The 16,838-nt window shown below is 69.0% G+C and carries 12 protein-coding genes and 3 pseudogenes; 10 read left to right on the top strand and 5 right to left on the bottom strand.

The features are described from left to right. Window positions 1-3 precede the first annotated feature (3 nt). The 6 genes from asnB to ACWGDX_RS12675 are packed head-to-tail and all read left to right on the top strand — an operon-like array spanning window position 4 to window position 8,170. Window positions 4-1,935: an asparagine synthase (glutamine-hydrolyzing) gene (gene asnB, locus ACWGDX_RS12700; protein ID WP_453624895.1), complete on the top strand. Its 1,932-nt coding sequence runs from the start codon at window positions 4-6 to the stop codon at window positions 1,933-1,935. Continuing rightward, entirely contained in the window at window positions 1,932-3,110 is a 1,179-nt protein-coding gene (locus tag ACWGDX_RS12695) for a pyridoxal-phosphate-dependent aminotransferase family protein (RefSeq protein ID WP_453624893.1), read from the top strand. The genes asnB and ACWGDX_RS12695 overlap by 4 nt, the downstream gene beginning before the upstream one ends. Then, window positions 3,107-4,291, top strand: coding sequence for a pyridoxal phosphate-dependent aminotransferase (locus ACWGDX_RS12690; protein ID WP_453624891.1), 1,185 nt, complete (start codon window positions 3,107-3,109; stop codon window positions 4,289-4,291). The genes ACWGDX_RS12695 and ACWGDX_RS12690 overlap by 4 nt, the downstream gene beginning before the upstream one ends. A gap of 14 nt (window positions 4,292-4,305) precedes the next feature. Continuing rightward, a complete protein-coding gene (locus tag ACWGDX_RS12685) occupies window positions 4,306-5,244 on the top strand; it encodes an isocitrate lyase/phosphoenolpyruvate mutase family protein (protein ID WP_453624889.1) in 939 nt (312 codons plus the stop codon). A gap of 42 nt (window positions 5,245-5,286) precedes the next feature. Then, window positions 5,287-7,161, top strand: coding sequence for a transketolase-like TK C-terminal-containing protein (locus tag ACWGDX_RS12680; protein ID WP_453624887.1), 1,875 nt, complete (start codon window positions 5,287-5,289; stop codon window positions 7,159-7,161). Between the two features lie 31 nt (window positions 7,162-7,192). Next, window positions 7,193-8,170: an aldo/keto reductase gene (locus ACWGDX_RS12675; protein ID WP_453624938.1), complete on the top strand. Its 978-nt coding sequence runs from the start codon at window positions 7,193-7,195 to the stop codon at window positions 8,168-8,170. 131 nt (window positions 8,171-8,301) lie between these two features. On the opposite strand, the gene ACWGDX_RS12670 is transcribed toward ACWGDX_RS12675, so the two are convergent. Together ACWGDX_RS12670 and ACWGDX_RS12665 are read right to left on the bottom strand one after the other, a co-directional pair. Beyond that, a complete protein-coding gene (locus tag ACWGDX_RS12670) occupies window positions 8,302-9,276 on the bottom strand; it encodes a glycoside hydrolase family 6 protein (RefSeq protein ID WP_453624886.1) in 975 nt (324 codons plus the stop codon). Window positions 9,277-9,530: 254 nt separating this feature from the next. Next, on the bottom strand, window positions 9,531-10,361 hold the full coding sequence (locus ACWGDX_RS12665) for a WD40 repeat domain-containing protein (protein WP_453624884.1): 831 nt from the start codon (window positions 10,359-10,361) through the stop codon (window positions 9,531-9,533). Between ACWGDX_RS12665 and ACWGDX_RS12660 the strand changes: the two are divergent. Further along, a pseudogene (locus ACWGDX_RS12660) lies at window positions 10,316-10,897 on the top strand (transposase); the annotation flags it as partial. The gene ACWGDX_RS12665 and the pseudogene ACWGDX_RS12660 overlap by 46 nt on opposite strands. An 81-nt stretch (window positions 10,898-10,978) precedes the next feature. Here the strand turns inward: ACWGDX_RS12660 and ACWGDX_RS12655 are convergent. Together ACWGDX_RS12655 and ACWGDX_RS12650 are read right to left on the bottom strand one after the other, a co-directional pair. Further along, a complete protein-coding gene (locus ACWGDX_RS12655; RefSeq protein ID WP_453624882.1) occupies window positions 10,979-11,194 on the bottom strand; it encodes an e9imm peptide in 216 nt (71 codons plus the stop codon). 715 nt (window positions 11,195-11,909) lie between these two features. Next, entirely contained in the window at window positions 11,910-12,893 is a 984-nt protein-coding gene (locus tag ACWGDX_RS12650) for a M20/M25/M40 family metallo-hydrolase (RefSeq protein WP_453624880.1), read from the bottom strand. A gap of 186 nt (window positions 12,894-13,079) precedes the next feature. Between ACWGDX_RS12650 and ACWGDX_RS12645 the strand changes: the two are divergent. The 3 genes and pseudogenes from ACWGDX_RS12645 to ACWGDX_RS12635 all read left to right on the top strand — a co-directional run. Next, window positions 13,080-13,454, top strand: a pseudogene (locus ACWGDX_RS12645) (LysR family transcriptional regulator); the annotation flags it as partial. 556 nt (window positions 13,455-14,010) lie between these two features. Then, window positions 14,011-14,589 carry an RICIN domain-containing protein gene (locus ACWGDX_RS12640; RefSeq protein ID WP_453624879.1) on the top strand — a complete coding sequence of 193 codons (579 nt, stop codon included), beginning with the start codon at window positions 14,011-14,013 and terminating at the stop codon, window positions 14,587-14,589. Between the two features lie 751 nt (window positions 14,590-15,340). After that, window positions 15,341-15,946, top strand: a complete 606-nt coding sequence (locus tag ACWGDX_RS12635; protein WP_453624877.1) for a lytic polysaccharide monooxygenase auxiliary activity family 9 protein — start codon at window positions 15,341-15,343, stop codon at window positions 15,944-15,946. Between the two features lie 190 nt (window positions 15,947-16,136). On the opposite strand, the pseudogene ACWGDX_RS12630 reads toward ACWGDX_RS12635, so the two are convergent. Beyond that, window positions 16,137-16,490, bottom strand: a pseudogene (locus ACWGDX_RS12630) (transposase); the annotation flags it as partial. Window positions 16,491-16,838 lie beyond the last annotated feature (348 nt).

Genomic DNA, 16,838 nt, shown 5'->3' with positions numbered 1-16,838 from the left:
GCGATGTGCGGAATCTGGGGCGCCGTCGGCGCCGGCCGGACCGGCCACGGTCTCGACCGCGCGACGGCCCAGCACTGCGTTCACCTGCTGCGGCATCGCGGCCCCGACGGTGACGGTCTGAGGTGGACACCGGACGCCGTGCTCGGCCACACCCGCCTGGCCGTCTTCGACACCGGACCACTCGCCGCCCAGCCGATGGCCTCCCAGGACGACCGGCTGCACATGGTGTTCAACGGAGAGATCTTCAACCATGCCGAGATCCGGGCCGACCTGGAACGTCTCGGTCACCGCTTCGTCGGCACGGGGGACACCGAGGTGCTGCTCGCCGCCTACCAGCGGTGGGGCCTCGCCTGTCTGGACCGGCTCAACGGAATGTTCGCGCTGGCGGTACGGGACGACACGGACGGCAGCCTCACCCTGGTCCGCGACCGCTTCGGCATCAAACCGCTCTATTACCTTCAGCAGGAGGACCGGCTCGCCTTCTGCTCCGAGCCCAAGGGTTTGCTTCCCCTGCTGCCCGGACCACCTACCCCCGACCTACAGGCGATCTCGGCCTTCCTGACCCTGCGCCACGTCCCGGCGCCCCGGACCCTCTTCGCGGAGCTGCGCCAGCTTCCGGCCGGGTCCTGGCTCCGCTGGGAGGGCGGGGCCGTCCGCACCGGACAGTGGTGGGACCTCGCACGATCCCGCGCCCGCTCACCACGTCCCTGGCGCAGAGCGGCCGTCCTGCGGCGCATCGTGCGGGAAGCGGTGGAGACCTGGAGCCGATCCGATGTCCCGGTCTCCGCCTACCTCTCAGGGGGCCTGGACTCCGCCATCCTGACCGGCGAACTCGGGCGTCTGGGCCGCTGCGCCGGTGCCTACACTGCGGAGTACGACGTCCCGGGCTACTCGGAGGCGGACGGCGCCGCCGAGGTCGCCACCGCCCTGTCGCTGCCCCTGACCGTGGTGGGCACGGAAGTGGCCGTCTCGCCCGAGCAACTCGCCTCCATGGTGCGCATCCGTGACCATCCGCTGGGCATGCACAACGAGGTCGCGCTGATCCAGCTGGCCGAGCAGGTGAGCCCGAAGGCCCGCGTGGTGCTCTGCGGCGAGGGGGCCGACGAACTCTTCGCCGGCTACGGACGGTTGTACCGGCTGCCCTTCGAGGCGCGCAAACGCCGTCTGCGCGGCCCGCGCCGTCCCACGGCCGTCGGCTGGCGCCGACATCCACGGTCCCCGATGTTCACCCAGCTCCTGGAGAGCTACTCCTACCTGCCGATGGATGTCAAACACAGGTTGTTGCGCGACGACGTGGCCACCCGGCTGGACGACGACGCGGAACTCCTGCGCGTACTGGAGCGCGAGTGGGACCGGCCACGCCGCGTCGGCACACACCGCAGGCTCACCCACTTCATGGTCAAGGTGCATCTTCCCGGGCTGCTGCACGTCCTGGACGGCACGGCCATGGCCGCCGGGGTCGAGAGCCGGGTGCCCTTCCTGGACCACCGCCTGGTGGAGTGGGCCTACCGGTTGCCGCAGCGCGCCAAACTGCGCTGGCGCGGTCCGCTCGCCGCGGTCCGCGCACTCACCGAACCGCCCGTCCGGTACAGCGAACGGCGTGACACCACCAAGTGGCTGCTGCGCCGTGCCTTCACCGGCCGTGTCCCCGCCGGCGTCCTCACCCGTGCCAAGCGTCCCTTTCCCGCCCCGCTGGACGAGTGGCTCGCCGCACCCGAGGCGGGTGAGGTCGCCCGCCTGGTCCTGGACGACGGTGCTCGTCTCCACGAGGTGCTCGACGCCGACCGACTACGCCGGTGGTGGGCCTCCCGAGGGGACGCCCAGCCGTCCTTCGGGCGCCAGGCGTGGATGCTGATGAACCTGGAGGTCTGGCTGCGGGTCTACTGCCCCCGGCCGAACTCCGTACCCGACGTCACTACCGAGAAGGTCGTATGAGCCGGCTGCTGTTCAACCCTGGCCCGACCAACACCCGGGCCAGTACCAAAGAAGCTCTGGTGGTCGACGACATGTCGCACCGCGCCCCCGGCTTCCGGGCGCTCCTGACCCAGGTGCGCGAGAGCCTGCCGAGACTGCTGGGCGGCGAGGACGACTTCGAAGCCGTGCTCTTCGCCTGTTCGGGCACCGGCGCCAACGAGGCCGCCGTGAACTGCGTGCGCGGCCCGGTGCTCGCCCTTGTCACCGGCTACTACTCCGAGCGCCTGGCTCAGATCGCGGAACGCTCCGGCCTGGAGGTGCGGCGGATGCGCTTCGGCACATTCGAGGGTGTCGATCCCGGAGCGGTGGCAGCCGAACTGGACTCCGCACCGGACATCCGGTCCCTGACGTTCGTCCACCACGAGACGGCCACCGGCGTGCTGACCCCGATGGCCGAACTGAACCGCGTCGCGGCGGAACGCGGCGTGCTCAGCCTGGTGGACGCCATCAGCAGCGTCGGCGCCCACCGCCTCGCGCTGGACGCCGAGGGACCTGACGTCCTGACCGTCACCTCCAACAAGGGCCTCGAAGGGCTGCCCGGGGTGTCGTTCGTCGTGGGACGGCGCGCGGTCCTGGAGAACGCCCGGCCGGGGCACAGCTACTACTTCGACCTCGCACGGCAGTTACGGGCGCAGCGCGGCGCCGAAGTGCCCTTCACCGTGCCCGTGCAGATCCTCCACGCACTGGCCGAGGCGCTGGACCACTACGAGCGCGAGACCCCCGCGGGCCGGGCCGCCCGGTACGCGGTGACCGCCGGCCTCCTGCGCGACGGACTGGTCCGCCGTGGGTTCCGGCTGGTGGAGCTGCCGGCCGGCCGGCGCTCCGAGGTGGTGGTCCCGGTCCGGCTGCCCGCCGGGCTCGACTACGAACGGGTCCGCACCGAACTCGACCGGCTCGGCGTGGAGATCTACACCCCCGCCGATGCGCTGGCCGCCGGATACTTCTTCCTGGCCGCCATGGGACCGCTCGGCCCCGTCGACGTCGAGCACGGTCTGGACGCGTTCACCGCGGCCTGCGAGCGGCAGGGCCGTCCGCCCGGCGGTCCCCTGGAACCCGCTCGCTACGAGACGTCCCCCTCCGTCACCGTCCCGGGTCCGCGGACGGCTCCGCACACAGCCGGAGAAGCACACGTATGAGCGATTCGCCGATGACGAAGACGCCCCTGTCACCCACCTCGGGACTCAACGCCCGGGTACGCGAACTGCTTGCCGAGGGGCACGACATAGCCGTCCTCACCGCGGGGGAACCGCCGGGCTGCCCGCCCGAGCACGTCCGCCGCGCCGCCGCCCGCGCCGCACTGTCACCCACCGGTCACGGCTACGGTCCACCTGCGGGGCTGCACGAACTGCGGGAGCGGGTGGCGGCGGACACGCCCGCCGCCGGGGACTCTCTCGACGCGGGGAACGTCGTGGTCACCGGGGGAGCGAAGTCCGCGCTGTTCGTCACGTTCCTGGCTCTGCTGGCACCCGGAGACGGTGTGCTCGTACCGACGCCGTCGTGGCCGACGTACGGCCACGCGGTCCGGCTGGCCGGCGGCCGGGCCGTTACCGTGCCGACGGGGCCGGGCACGGGTTTCCATCCCGGCGCCGAACTGCTCGACCGCCACCACGACGACCGCGTCAGGCTCCTTGTGCTCTGCTCGCCGTCGAACCCGACCGGCGCGGTGCCGACCGCCGACCGGCTGCGGGAGATCGGCTCATGGTGCGCCCGGCACCGGGTCACCGTGATACTGGACCAGATCTACGGTCGGCTGAGCTGGACCGACCCCGGCCCGCCGGCGCGCGACGTGCTGCGCGAGGCGGGCGCCGAGGTCGTCGTGGTCGACGGGGTGTCGAAGACGTACGCGATGACCGGCTGGCGGATCGGCTGGCTGGTGGCGCCCGCCCCCATCGCCGCGGCCGTGACGGCGGTCCTGTCGCACACCGCCAACCATCCCAACCGGATCGCCCAGGTCGCGGCGCTCGCCGCCCTCGAAGGCGACCAGGAACCGGTGGCCCGGCTGCGCCACCGCCTGCTGGCCAACCGCGCGCTGCTGGGCGGCATCCTCACGGCGGCTCCCGACGTCTTCGACCACCGGGATCCGGACGGCACCTTCTACGCCTTCCCCTCGCTCGCCCCTCTGCTGGCCAACCGGCCCGGACTGCTGAACGCGGCGACCGTTGCCCGGGAACTGCTCGACGAGGCAGGCGTCGCGGTCGTCCCCGGCGGCTCCTTCGGCGCCCCTGAGCACGTGCGCCTCTCGTTCGTCGAACCGACGGAGAAATTCGAACGCGCGGTCACGCGCATGACCGACCATCTGAAGTCCCTTTTGAGATGATAAGGAACGCCAACTTGTCTCTGCACTTACCCTCCGAACCCCACCAGGACAAGGCACGACTGTTCCGCGCGCTGTTGCGCAGCGGACAGCTGCACAGAGCGGTCGGGGTGCACGACGGCTTCACCGCGCTGCTCGCCGGTCGGCACTCCTACGACGCCCTCTGGGTCAGCGGCCTCGGCATCTCCGCGGCACACGGACTGCCGGACGCGAGCATCCTGTCCATGTCCGAATTCCTGGCCGCCGCCCGGATCGCCGACCGCGTCTCGTACCTGCCCGTGATCGCCGACTGCGACAGCGGCTTCGGGGACGTCAACAACATCGTCCACATGGTGCACGAGTACGAGAAGGCGGGCATCGCGGCCGTCTGCATCGAGGACAAGGTCTTTCCCAAACGCAACAGCTTCAGCGAGGGCCAGGAACTCGCCGACCCGCACGATTTCGCCACCAAGATCCTGGCGGCCAAGAGGGCCCAGCGGACCGAGGCGTTCACCGTCATCGCCCGCCTGGAGTCGCTGGTCGCCGGAGCCGGCCTGGAGGACGCCCTGTACCGCGCCGACCTCTACACGGCCGCGGGCGCGGACGCCGTCGTCATCCACTCCAAGGCCAAGACCGCGGACGAGGTGCTCGCCTTTGCCCACCGCTTCCGCCCGAGGCACCCGGACGTGCCCCTGGTCGTCATCCCCACCACCTATCCGCTGGTCTCCGAGAAGGAGCTCGCCGCGGCTGGCGTGTCTATGACCATCTATGCCAATCAGATGCTGCGGGCCTTCGTGACCGCGGCCGACGACGTCCTCGCCAGGATCGCCGCCGACGGCACCGCGGGCGGAGCCGACACCGAACTGGTCGACGTCCGGCAGATCCTCGACCTCATCGGCACCGGGGCCGTTTCCGAGAACAGCACCTGGTTCGACGAGACCGCCGAGCTGTCTCGCGACGCCGCAGCACGTACCTGAACCATCTCTCTTGCCGGCTCCCAGGGAACAGGACGACTCCTGATGAACGAGAACGAACTCGCCTCCGTCGCCCGTGCCATGCGCCACTTCGTGATGTCGGCCAACCATCATGTGGGCGGCAGTCTCTCGCCCGTCGACTTCCTCACCACGCTCTACTTCACCGGGGACTACCGACTCGACGTCTCCCACCGGGGGGCTCCCGACCGCGACAAGTACGTGCACTCCAAAGGACACGCCGCGGCGGCACACTACTTCGCGTTGTGGTTGCACGGCTACCTCGGTGATGTGACACTCGCCGAGCTGCTCACCTTCGGTGCCGTCGGGCACCGGCTGCCACGCATCCCGCAGATGCAGCACCCGCGCGGCTTGGAGATGACCACCGGCGCCCTCGGGCAGGGCCTGTCGTTCACCAACGGCCTGGCCCTCGCGGACCGCCGGGCCGGCAGGGACACCCACACCCTGGTGCTCATGGGTGACGCCGAACTCAGCGAGGGACAGGTCTGGGAGGCGGCCCAGACGACCGTGCGGCTGGGCCTGGAGCGCGTGACAGTGGCGGTGGACGCCAACGGCTTCGGCAGCCACATGAGCACCCAGCGCGATTCCATCGCCTCGTGGTGGAGGGGCTTCGGCTGGAAGGTCTTCGAGGTCGACGGCCACGACGCGCCCGCCGTTCGAGAGGGACTGGCGCAGACCCGTGAAGAGTCCGCCCCGAGCGTGCTGCTGCTGAGCACCACCAAGGGGCACGGGCTGCTCCCGCCGTACAGCGACAGTCCCAACGCCGGTGGTGAGGTCCCCGCCGAGTACCGGCCCCCGTACGACCTCGAAGCCGACGTGGCGCAAGCGTCACAGCTGGTGACCGAGCACTTCCCGCAGGCCGCCGCCGCCCGGCGTGAACCGCTGGCCGAACCCGTCACCCCCGCACGCGCCACCCCTGCCATAGCCTGGGACACCGCCCGCAACCCGGCCGGCCAGAAGATCGTCAGCAAGAAGTTCGCCGAGGAACTGGTGGACCATGTCGCTCCGGGCGGCGACCTGTTCGTGGTGTCACCCGACGCGATCCGCAACTCCGGACTCCTGCCGCTGCTCGACACCCACTCCTCATGGCACTGGGACAACCCGACGAGCCCGGTGCTGGAGCACCAGATCGCCGAGCAGGATGTCGCCTCGCTGGCCGCCGGTGCCACCGCGGCCGGACTGCGCACGGTCGTCTTTCTGATGGAGGGGTTCGTCTGGCGCATGGTCGACTCGATCCGGCAGTCGATCTGCTTTCCCGGAATCCCCGTCGTGGTCGTGGGCACGTCCGCGGGGCTGGGCGACGAACTCGGGCAGATGGTGCAGTCCGACGCGTGCTTCGCCGCCGTACGCAACCTGCCGGGGCTGACGGTCCTGGAGGCCAACGACATCAACGAGGCCAAGGTGCTCTTCAACGAGGCACTGACGCTCGGCACCCCGGTCTATCTGCGGCTCGCCCACGAGGCGCTGCCCGTCCTCGGGGACCTCACCGAGGTGGCTGCCCGGGACACTTCCACCGGTGTCTGGACCGTCAGGGAGGAGCCGGATCCACAACTGGTCGTGCTCACCGCGGGATCGATGGTTCCGCAGACGCTGGAGGCGGCCGACCGGCTCGTCACCGAGTCCGGCAGCCGTATCCGGGTCGTCAACGTCTTCTCGGCCAGCCGCTTCGCCGACCACGACGTGGCCTTCCGGCGTTCGATCGTTCCGACGGATGTTCCTTCGCTCAGTGTCCACAACGGGCCGCCGTCGGTTCTGGGAGAGTTCCTGTCACCCCGTTCCACCACCCTCGGCCTCACCGACTACGGCATGCACGGCAAGCCGGTCAGTGATCTGTACGACGCCTGCGGGCTCGGCGTCGCCGACATCGTCCGGGCGGCCCAGAAGCTGCTCTCCGATGGCTGACGCCGTCTCGTCCCCGCTCACGGACCGGCCGATGCCCCGGCGTCGGCTGGGCCGGGAGCTGGACTGTTCCGCCGTGGGCCTGGGGTGCATGGGAATGAGTGAGTTCTACGGAGTCGCGGACCGGACCGAGGCCATCCGCACCGTCCGGGCGGCCGTGGACGCGGGCGTCACCTTGTTCGACACCGCGGACGTGTACGGCCCGTTCACCAATGAGCAGCTCCTCGGCGAGGCACTGCGCGGTCGGCGCGATCAGGTGCTGATCAGCACCAAGGCCGGTCAGCTGCGCAGTGCCGACGACCCCGGATACCGGGGCCTGGACGGCAGCCCCGATCACATCCGCCGGGCTTGCGACGCAAGCCTGGAACGCCTGGGCGTGGACGTCATCGACCTCTACCTGCTGCACCGGGTGGACCGGAAGGTTCCCATCGAGGAGACCGTCGGCGCGATGGGCGGCCTCGTCGAGGCCGGCAAGGTGCGCGCCATCGGCCTGTCCGAGGTACGGGCGGCCACTCTGCGGCGCGCGGCGGCCGTCCACCCGGTGGCCGTGGTCCAGAGCGAGTACTCCCTGTGGTCCCGCGACATCGAGGACGAACTCCTGCCCGCGCTACGGGACCTGGGAGCATGCCTCGTGGGCTACGCTCCGCTGGGCCGCGGGTTTCTCACCGGCCGGCTCGACATGGCCCTGCTACGGGAAGACGACTACCGACGGGGGCTGCCCCGCCTGCGCCCCGAGAACATCGGCCACAACGAGGAACTGCTGCTGAGGTTCGTCCGGTTGGCCCGTGCCTGGGACGTGACACCCGCCCAGCTCGCCTTGGCCTGGGTGCTCGCCCGGGGGCCGGACGTGGTGGCGCTGACCGGCACCACCCGACGAACCCATCTGGCGCAGAATCTGGCCGCCGCCGCGATCACCCTGACCTCCGGGCAGGTGGCCGAGCTCGACGCACTGTTCCCACCCGGCGCCGCGGCCGGCGACCGGTACGCGAGCCGCGCGACGATCGATGGCTGACCGCTCGGCCCCCCTGCGCACACCACTGCGCCGGGCCGGGCGGTCCCCGGCCCGACGGAAAGCGAGGCCACGGCGCGCGGCATCGAGACATGGGAGGAGAAGCTGTCCGGCACAGTGACGAAGCAGGCGGTTCAGTATCCGTAGATCATCTTGTACGCGACTTCCGGGAGGAACTGGCCGGCCACGGAGCCGGCGCCGACTCCGCAGTTGCCGTCGGACTCACCTGGGGTCTTCAGCCACAGCAGCATCTCGGCTCCGCCGCCCGTCCGGCTGACGGCCCCGGTCCTGCGACCGGCGGGGTTGCACCACTCGCCGTTGGAATCGTTGCCGTTGCGGCTGGTGTCGATGACGAAAGGCTTCGTGTAACCGTAGGACGCCGACAGCACCGAGTTGATGGCGTTGCCGTAGCTGATGTTGCGGCTGTTGCCGTAGTAGTTCGAGATGTTCGACGCGAAGCCGTGCGCCTGTCGTGCCCCGGCGCCGTCGAGACGCCGGGCCATGGTGCCCGCGTCGATCCAGGCGGGGTTTCCGGCATCCAGATACGTCCACGTGTTGGGCGCGTACGCGGAAAGCCGCGCCAGGGCGTCTCTGAGCATGGCGTTGCGCTCATCGATCTGCTGCTGGGACATGCAGCTGTAGTCACCGAGGGAGTCGGGCTCGATCACCACCAGTGCCGGTCGCCCGCCGATGGCCGAGGCCAAGGCGGAGATCCAGGTGCGGTACGCCGCCGGAGAACCCGCCCCGCCACCGGAGTGGCCGCCGCAGGCGTCGCGGCCGGGGATGTTGTAGGCGATCAGGACGGGAAGCTTGTCGGCGGCGTCCGCGGCTCCCACGTAGGAGCCCACCGCGGCCCCGATGTCACCGCTCCAGGAACCGAACCACCGGGCCATGGGGCGCGAGGCGATGTTGTCCCGGATCGCCGGAGCCCGTCCGTCACCGGGGTTCGCCGCGACCCATGCGGCAGGAGTCGAGTTCGGGTCCGTGTAGAACCCGCTGGTCATGCTGATCGGATCGGCCAGGACACGGGCGTCGGCCTGCCCGGTGCCGAGGGGCAGGAGCAGGCACGCGAATGCCGACGTGACGAGCGTACGCATCATCTTTCTCATGAGTGCAGCCCTCTCTGGGAGCGCTCCCACATCGGTGGTGACTCAGCTGCGAGGGAGACGCGGGTGGGGGGAGGATCGAGCGGCGGTCCCCTTGGGGGCTCCCTCCGAGAACTACCGCTGTCAGACGAGACGGTGACAGGGGGTCAGTCCGCTGTCAATGAGTTCGGTGAGGGACGGCGGGCGGGGCACCTTTGGCGAGGGCGGTCGGGGTACTGCTGGAGACCGCTCCGGCCACTGACACCGGCGAGCCGGTGTCAGTGGTGGATGCGTGGGCGGCGATCGAGAAGGCCGTGCCGAGGGAGAACCTCGCCGGGGCGCCGGCGCTCGCCAAGGCGCCGGCAGTGGTCGGCACCGAACCGGTTCGCCTCTCTCCACACCACCATGGGACCGGCGTTGTCCAGCAACGTCACTCGGTCGTGGACGAGGATCGCGACGCGATGGGGGCGGAGTCCACCGCGGCGGCCTCTCCGGAGGCGGATCGGCTGGAAGGCAGGCCCCGTACGAGGACGTACCCGTCGTACACCCCGACTCGTCTGCCGCGATTCCACGTCCCTATGGCGTCCAAGGGTGTCTCTCAGGCTGCCGCTCGCGACATCCCACAATCGCAACGGTACGTCGCCGGGACTGCCGGTTGCCAGAATGCGCCCGTCGAGGCTCAATGCCATGGACAGGAATTCGTGGGGCGTGCCGGTGAGAGTGTGCCGGATACGCTCGGCACTCACGTCCCACAGCTGTATCGTTCCGTCATGGCTGCGGATGGCCAGGGTGCGGCCGTCTCCACTGAACGCCATCGACATCGCAGGGCCGTGCCGGCCCGTGAGGGCGGCCGTCACCTTCCCGGTGGCCGTTTCCCTGATGTGTACGGACCCGTCGATGTGGCCGATGGCGGCCAGACGTCCGTCCGGGCTGATCTCCGAGGACATCATCCTGCGGGCGCTGCTGAAGATCTGCCGAAGGCGACGCGTGGGAACGTCCCACAGCAGCAACGCCGACTTCCTGCCGTCGCGGGTATGCAACTCGGCGCTGGCGACGAGATCGACTGGGCCATCTCGGTCGAGTCCACCATCGTCCGGGCTCACCAGCATGCGGCCGGTGTCCGCATCGATCCGCCGCCGGCGCCCGCGTCAAAGGGGGCCGAAGCAACAGAACACCGGGGCGAATCTCCCTGGCGAAGCCTTCGTGCCTGCCTGGCGGAGGTGGTGCATGCGGTGAGGGCCTGGGCCGCTCGCGGGGCGGCTTCGGCAGCAGACTCCACCTGAGCGACTACGGCCGCTGCCGCCCGCTGTCCCTGGTCGTCACCGCAGGGCGGCGAGCGGACTGCACTCAGTTCCAGGCGGTGCTGGTGAAAATCCGTGTTCCGCGGGTCGGTCCGGGCCGGCCCCGCACGAAGCCCGACAGCATCGCGGCCGACACGGTGTACGGCAACGGCCCGTGCCGCGAGTACCCGCGGCGCCGGGGCATCCGGCACACGATCCCGGAGAAGACCGACAGCCAGGCCGCCCGACTGCGCGAAGGTTCGCGCGGTGGGCGGCCACCCGGCCTCGACGAAGAGCGGTACAAGAAACACAACACCGTGGAACGAGCGATCAACAGGCTGAAGCAGTCCCGGGCCGTCGCCACCCGTTATGACAAGGGCAGCTACGTCTTCCTCGGCACCGCAACCACCGCAGCCCTGCTCATCCGGCTTCGGACCTCAGCCCGGTCACAGAACGATCGGCCGATACGCCAGGGCCTGCTCGACCACCTCATCAGCCGAAAGGTCCCGCTCCGGCGGCCAGAAGATCAAGCCACTGACGTGGCCAGACGGGCATGCCAGGGCTCTGTCGAGCCTGTCCAGCCAGCCGTCCACCTCGTCGTCGGAGGCGCAGCCCGCATCCATGACGCGCTGCACGAGCGCGACCGCCTCCGCACGGCTCATCTCCACTCCACACTCACCAGGCCCTTCCACCACAACCACCGTAATGGGACCTGTGATCGCCCGGACGGGTCCTAGGGTCTGGGGAAGACCGACCTACTGGGCCAACTTCGATGCTCAGGCGGGCCGGACCTGACGTTCACGGACGAATCCAGCCGCTCAAGGGTCGCGTGTGGTTCCGGCGATGGGCGGCGGCTATTCAGCGGCGATCGCTTCATGCAGGCAGGGCGGGGCACCGGCAAGTGCTGGAGGTCAACCTCATCGGCAGCTACAACGTGCGGCGGCTGGCGGCGTCCTCATGCACCCGGAACGACAAGGACCGCTGGCGGCAGAATCTGTACAACGCCAACACCACTCTCGGAGTCGTCCTTCTTGGCCGGCCCAGGGGCCGTGGGCGTCCCCGCCATCAGCGAGGCCGGCTCTCCGGCCAACGCCGGCGGCCAGACGTACATCCCGGGCGGGGCGCTCGACGCGGCCGACGACGGCTGGTACCGCGGCCTGCTGCTGTGGCCGGAAAGGTTTGCCGGGGGCTCGCGGCGTCCGGGGGGAGGGGGTACCTCCCGTGCCGTTCAGGCCACGGGGAAGCATCGCAAGGCGGAGGATCGCGCTCGTACTGGACGTACTCGCGCGAATCCGACAACGCGGCGAGGACCTGTTCCAGCAGGGCCCATGCGGAGTCCGCGTAGCGCATGGCGGTCTCTCGTGAAGGCCTAACACCTCAGCGAACACCGTTCTTGGCCAGCTGGCTCAGCAGGGCGTCCACCAGCGGGGGCTTCAGGCCCAGCGCCAGGAACGCCAGGGGCCTGAGGCCGCGCCGTGCGACCTCGACCCGGTGGAAGGTCATGAAGACCGACGCGCCGCTGAGCCGGTTCAGCTCGGTCACCTCGCTCCACGCGACCGCGTCCTGCACGCCGCCCAACAGATTGGTGACGACCAGGCCGTGCGTGTAGAGGCAGCACCGCCTGAGTCCGAACCTGGCGGACATACGACGCCATGCCAGCATGAGGCCGAACAGGACGAACACCACCGCCGTCATGACAGCACCCTTGGCGAACGCCGCCGGGGGCGTGATGGCGGCCAAGCAGACGATCATGATGACGTACAGCACCACGCCGACCCGCCGCGCCATCTGCGCCAGGCTGCCTCCCACTCCCGCGATGGGATAGCTACCGAGCTTCTCGCCGAGGCCGAGCCTGTCCATGTCCTGTCGCATGATGAACCGTCTCCCCTGGAGCAGAGCCATGATCTCCCTATCGATTCGGACCGGCATCAGCCATCGCGGTGCGGCTGACGGGACGGCGGCAGCAGCGGCAACGGCATTACCGGATTCGAGGGGCTGAGAGAAAGTCCCCGTCGCGTTTCCCACGGAGCCACGCCGGTCACGGTCGGGCCGGCGCCGTGTCCGCATGATGAGTTGGGCGGGCAGACGGGTGCAGGGGACCATCTGCACGACCTCGACGTACTCGGTGTCCGCGTGAGCGCCACCGCCCACAACGCCCACGACGCCCAGGCCGCCCGGTGTCGGACAGCCCGCCGCCGCGGTGTAGTTGCCGTCCGAGGCACCGCCGACGGCGATCCCCCGCGGCGGCTCCTGGCCCAGCTCCGCGGCGAGCTGGGAGGCAAGGGCGAACAGTGCGGCGGAGGGGTGATCGGTCCCGCCCCATGCCAACTCTCTGTCGCGCTTCCCGTCGTGCCGACACATTTCCCCCTCGGACTTCATGGGCAGCGGTGCGGCGGGGCCGTTTTCCCTGCGAAGCCCGTCGTGCGAACGACGTTAGGGCGGGCCAAGGCATTCCACCAGCGACTGGATCGCATAGGACCCATGCACATGGAGAATGGGTTGTGGGAAGACGGGCGATACCCCGGTGGATCGTGAAGGGGGAGGGTTGTGTTCGAGGTCGACGCGCTTCGGCTGCTCGTGGTCGTGGCGGAGACCGGATCGTTCACCAAGACGGCGGTCCGGCTCAACTACACGCAGTCCGCGGTGTCCCGACGGATCGCCGCACTGGAGCAGCAGGCGGGCGGACCGCTGTTCGAGCGGCTCCCTCGAGGTGTACGGCTCAATTCCGCGGGCCGCGCGCTGCACCGGCACGCCGTGGAGGTGCTCGACCGGCTGTCGCGGGCGTCGCGGGAGCTGGCCGTGCTGCACGCGGGGCACGGCGGACTGCTGCACACGGGAGCCTTCGCCACCGCCAACATCTCGTTGGTGCCCACCGCCCTGCGAGCACTCCGGCACGCCAGGACGGCGACAACGACCGTTGCCGCGTAGCCCGTTGCGCTGTTCCCGCAGGACGTACTTGCGAATGACGCCCGCGCGGTCGCGAGCAGGCCCGTAACGGCGGGACTGGGGACGGCATGGGGGACCGATATGGATGCACCTGACCTGGCGGCGATGGCTGCGCGAGCTCTCTCCGCCGCAGTGTCAGGTGCCGCGAATACGGCGGTGTCGGATCTCGTACGCGGCTCCCTCGGCCGTGAGGGTGGTGTCGGAGGACCACGGGAGCCCAGGAGGCAGTTGCGTCACGCCGGCGGTTCGGGTGGAGTCGGCCTGATGCCGCATCACCTTTCTCGCGCCCCACAGGTCCGTGTCGTTCAGGGCGCCCCCAAGGTCTGAGTACCAGGCTACTCACGACATGACTCTGTCCTCAACGGTAAGTTTCACGGCGCCTCGCGTGGCACCCGGAAATCGATTCGGATCGTTGTCCAGGCACGCACCGACAGGAATGTCGACCGGTCGCGCCTCGCCGGATACACGGCCCCGACGATCAAGGATGCCCGCTTGCATTCACTTGTCCGAACTCGGTAACGGAAGCGGGACAATGATGAAGATTCACTTCAAGGCCGCAGGACTGGTCGCGGCGACTGTGGCCGCGATCGGCGGCAGCGTCCTCTCGGCACCGAATGCCTCGGCATCGAGTCCAGCGGAGCCGGCGGCGCCGTCCTCAACGACGGCATCGTCACGAGCGGCCGCGGAATTGGGCAACATCTTTCTCGTGAACAACAACAGCGGCAAGTGCCTTACTCCCGAGGGTGGCCGGTCCGACAACAACGCCGTCAATGTCATCTTCAACTGCGACACCGACCCGTCACGCAAGTGGTACCTGGTGAACAAGGGCAACAACATCTACCAGATCCTGAACCTCAACAGCGGCAAGTGTCTTACCCCGGAAGGGGGGCGCTCCGACAACAACGCTCAGACCGTCATCTACAACTGCGACAATGATCCGTCGCGGCTCTGGTACTTCGTCGACAAGGGCAATCTCACCTACCACCTCGTGAACTACAAGAGCGGCAAGTGCCTCAGCCCGGCCGGCGGGGGTATCGCGAACAACACGCCCACAGTCATCTACAACTGCGACACCCACCCGTCGCGCCTTTGGTATCTCGCTGCGGCATAAGCATCGCCGGGACGGATTTGTCGGCCGAGTGGGCGCCGTGGTCGTGTCGTCGACTGGACCCCGTCCGTAAAGCCGGACCGTATGAGGCCCCGGGATGCGATGGTCCCGGGGCCTCATACGTGGGACGCACCAGACGCCGCACGCTCAGCCCTGCGGGCGGACGGCGCCATGTGCCAGACACTGCCTGGACCGGCGCGACCCGGCTCCATCCGGTGGCGAATGATCCGTTGAGTAGACCCTCAACGTGATGTGGTTGCTGTTGGCGTCGAGGGTGCCGACGGCGCCCGCATCGGTCGAAGCATTGCAATAGCGCAGTCGGTCCGTCGAGGAGACCGCGCTGTCCGGCGTCACCGCGACCGCCTTCGCGGGGGTGGTACCCGCGGTGGTGAAGACGGCGAGCACCAAGAGGGCGTCTTTCCCGACATTTTATCCCGGAATGAGTGTTTAACCCCCGAGTGTCGGGTCGCGCCAGAAGAGGGTGGCATCGTCGGCCAGGCACACCGGTCCAGGCCACATCCTCGTTTCCCGGTCCCGCGAACAATTCTGACTCCGACTCACGGAAGATTCCCTGCTCGCCACCCCCCTGCAATCAACTCCGTCTGCTTCATTGACATCTCACTCGGAAGACCTATCTTTGGGAGCGCTCCCAAAACAGCCTCGCAACTGGAAGGAGTCCCCCACCATGCGTAAAAAGAGTCCGTTAACCGGGCGTTCGCGAGCGTCCCTCCGCCGGCCTCTCCAGGCGCTCGTCATGCTGTTCGCCGTGGCCGTCGGCGCCCTCACCTGGTCGATCCCCGCCCAGGCCCACGGCACCGTCGTCGGCCCCGCCACCCGCGCGTACCAGTGCTGGAAGACGTGGGGCAACGACCACACGAACCCGGCCATGCAGACCCAGGACCCCATGTGTTGGCAGGCCTTCCAGGCCAACCCCGACACCATGTGGAACTGGATGAGCGCGCTCCGCGACGGCCTCGGGGGCCAGTTCCAGGCACGGACCCCCGACGGGACACTCTGCAGCAACAACCTCTCGAGGAACGCCAGCCTGGACAAGCCCGGATCGTGGAAGACCACCACCATCGGCAACAACTTCTCGGTCCACATGTACGACCAGGCGTCCCACGGTGCCGACTACTTCAAGGTCTACGTGAGCAAGCAGGGCTTCAACCCCAAGACCCAGACCCTGGGCTGGAGCAACCTCGACTTCATCACGCAGACCGGCCGCTTCGCCCCGGCACAGGACATCACGTTCCCCGTCCAGACCTCCGGCTACACCGGACACCACATCCTGTTCGTGATCTGGCAGGCCTCGCACCTCGACCAGGCCTACATGTGGTGCAGCGACGTGAACTTCGGCTGAGCCGCGAAGCACCGCACACGGCACCGGCCTCTGCCGGGCGCCGGTAACCCGCCGCCCGGCCGACCGAGCCCCGTCGGGACAGGGGCCCCAATGGGTCACCCTGCCCCGACGGGGCTTCCCGCGTTCCTCACTTGACTCTGAGGCTCCTACAGATCGTCAAGCGGCCGGAGATGTCGGGGGATCTTGGACGGTCGGTCGCGATGCCGCGCTTGCGGCCCACGATCTTCTTGGCGTTGTCCGTACCTTGACTCGTGGCGGGCACGCTGGTGGAGGTCTTGACGCTCTGCGCGTCGATCACGCACGCCGACGGCTTCGTGTTCCGGCCCTCCTGCTGGCGCACCAACTCCCGCAACAGGCCGTTGAGCTGGGCAGAGATGCCGTCGGACTGCCACTTGGCAAAGTAGCCGTAGACCGTGTTCCCGTGTGGGAAGTCATGCGGCAGGTAGCGCCACTGCGCCCCTGTGCGGTCCACGTACAAGATCGCGTTTCGGCCATGCCCTGGACGTACCGCCGGTCGGGGGCGTGCGCCCAGGCGTGCGGTCTGTCGGACTGAAGCACGGAACAGATACGGACGTCCTGGAATGAGACAGGCGCAGGCCGCCTTCTGCCCCAGCTGTCACATCACCCGCCTCTGCGAGCAACTCCAACCCGGCTTGACCCACCCGCACCAGATCATCAGCGGACGCAATACAGGAGACAGCGCCGCACTACAGATGAAAACGACCTCCAAGAACAGGAACGCCGTGATGTTCGTTCGTATACCCGTACGTGACACCCGTTGGTCCTCTCACCTCCGGAGTTTGATGATGGCGACGACATCTGCTCGCAGACCGGGCCCGCGCGCCGTGGACGTGCCTGTTCACCCTTGCCCACGGTGACCGGGCGGACGCGA

Source organism: Streptomyces sp. NPDC055025, from assembly GCF_053608565.1.
Note: the sequence above shows the minus strand (reverse complement) of the source record. Positions and strands in the feature narration are given on the sequence as shown.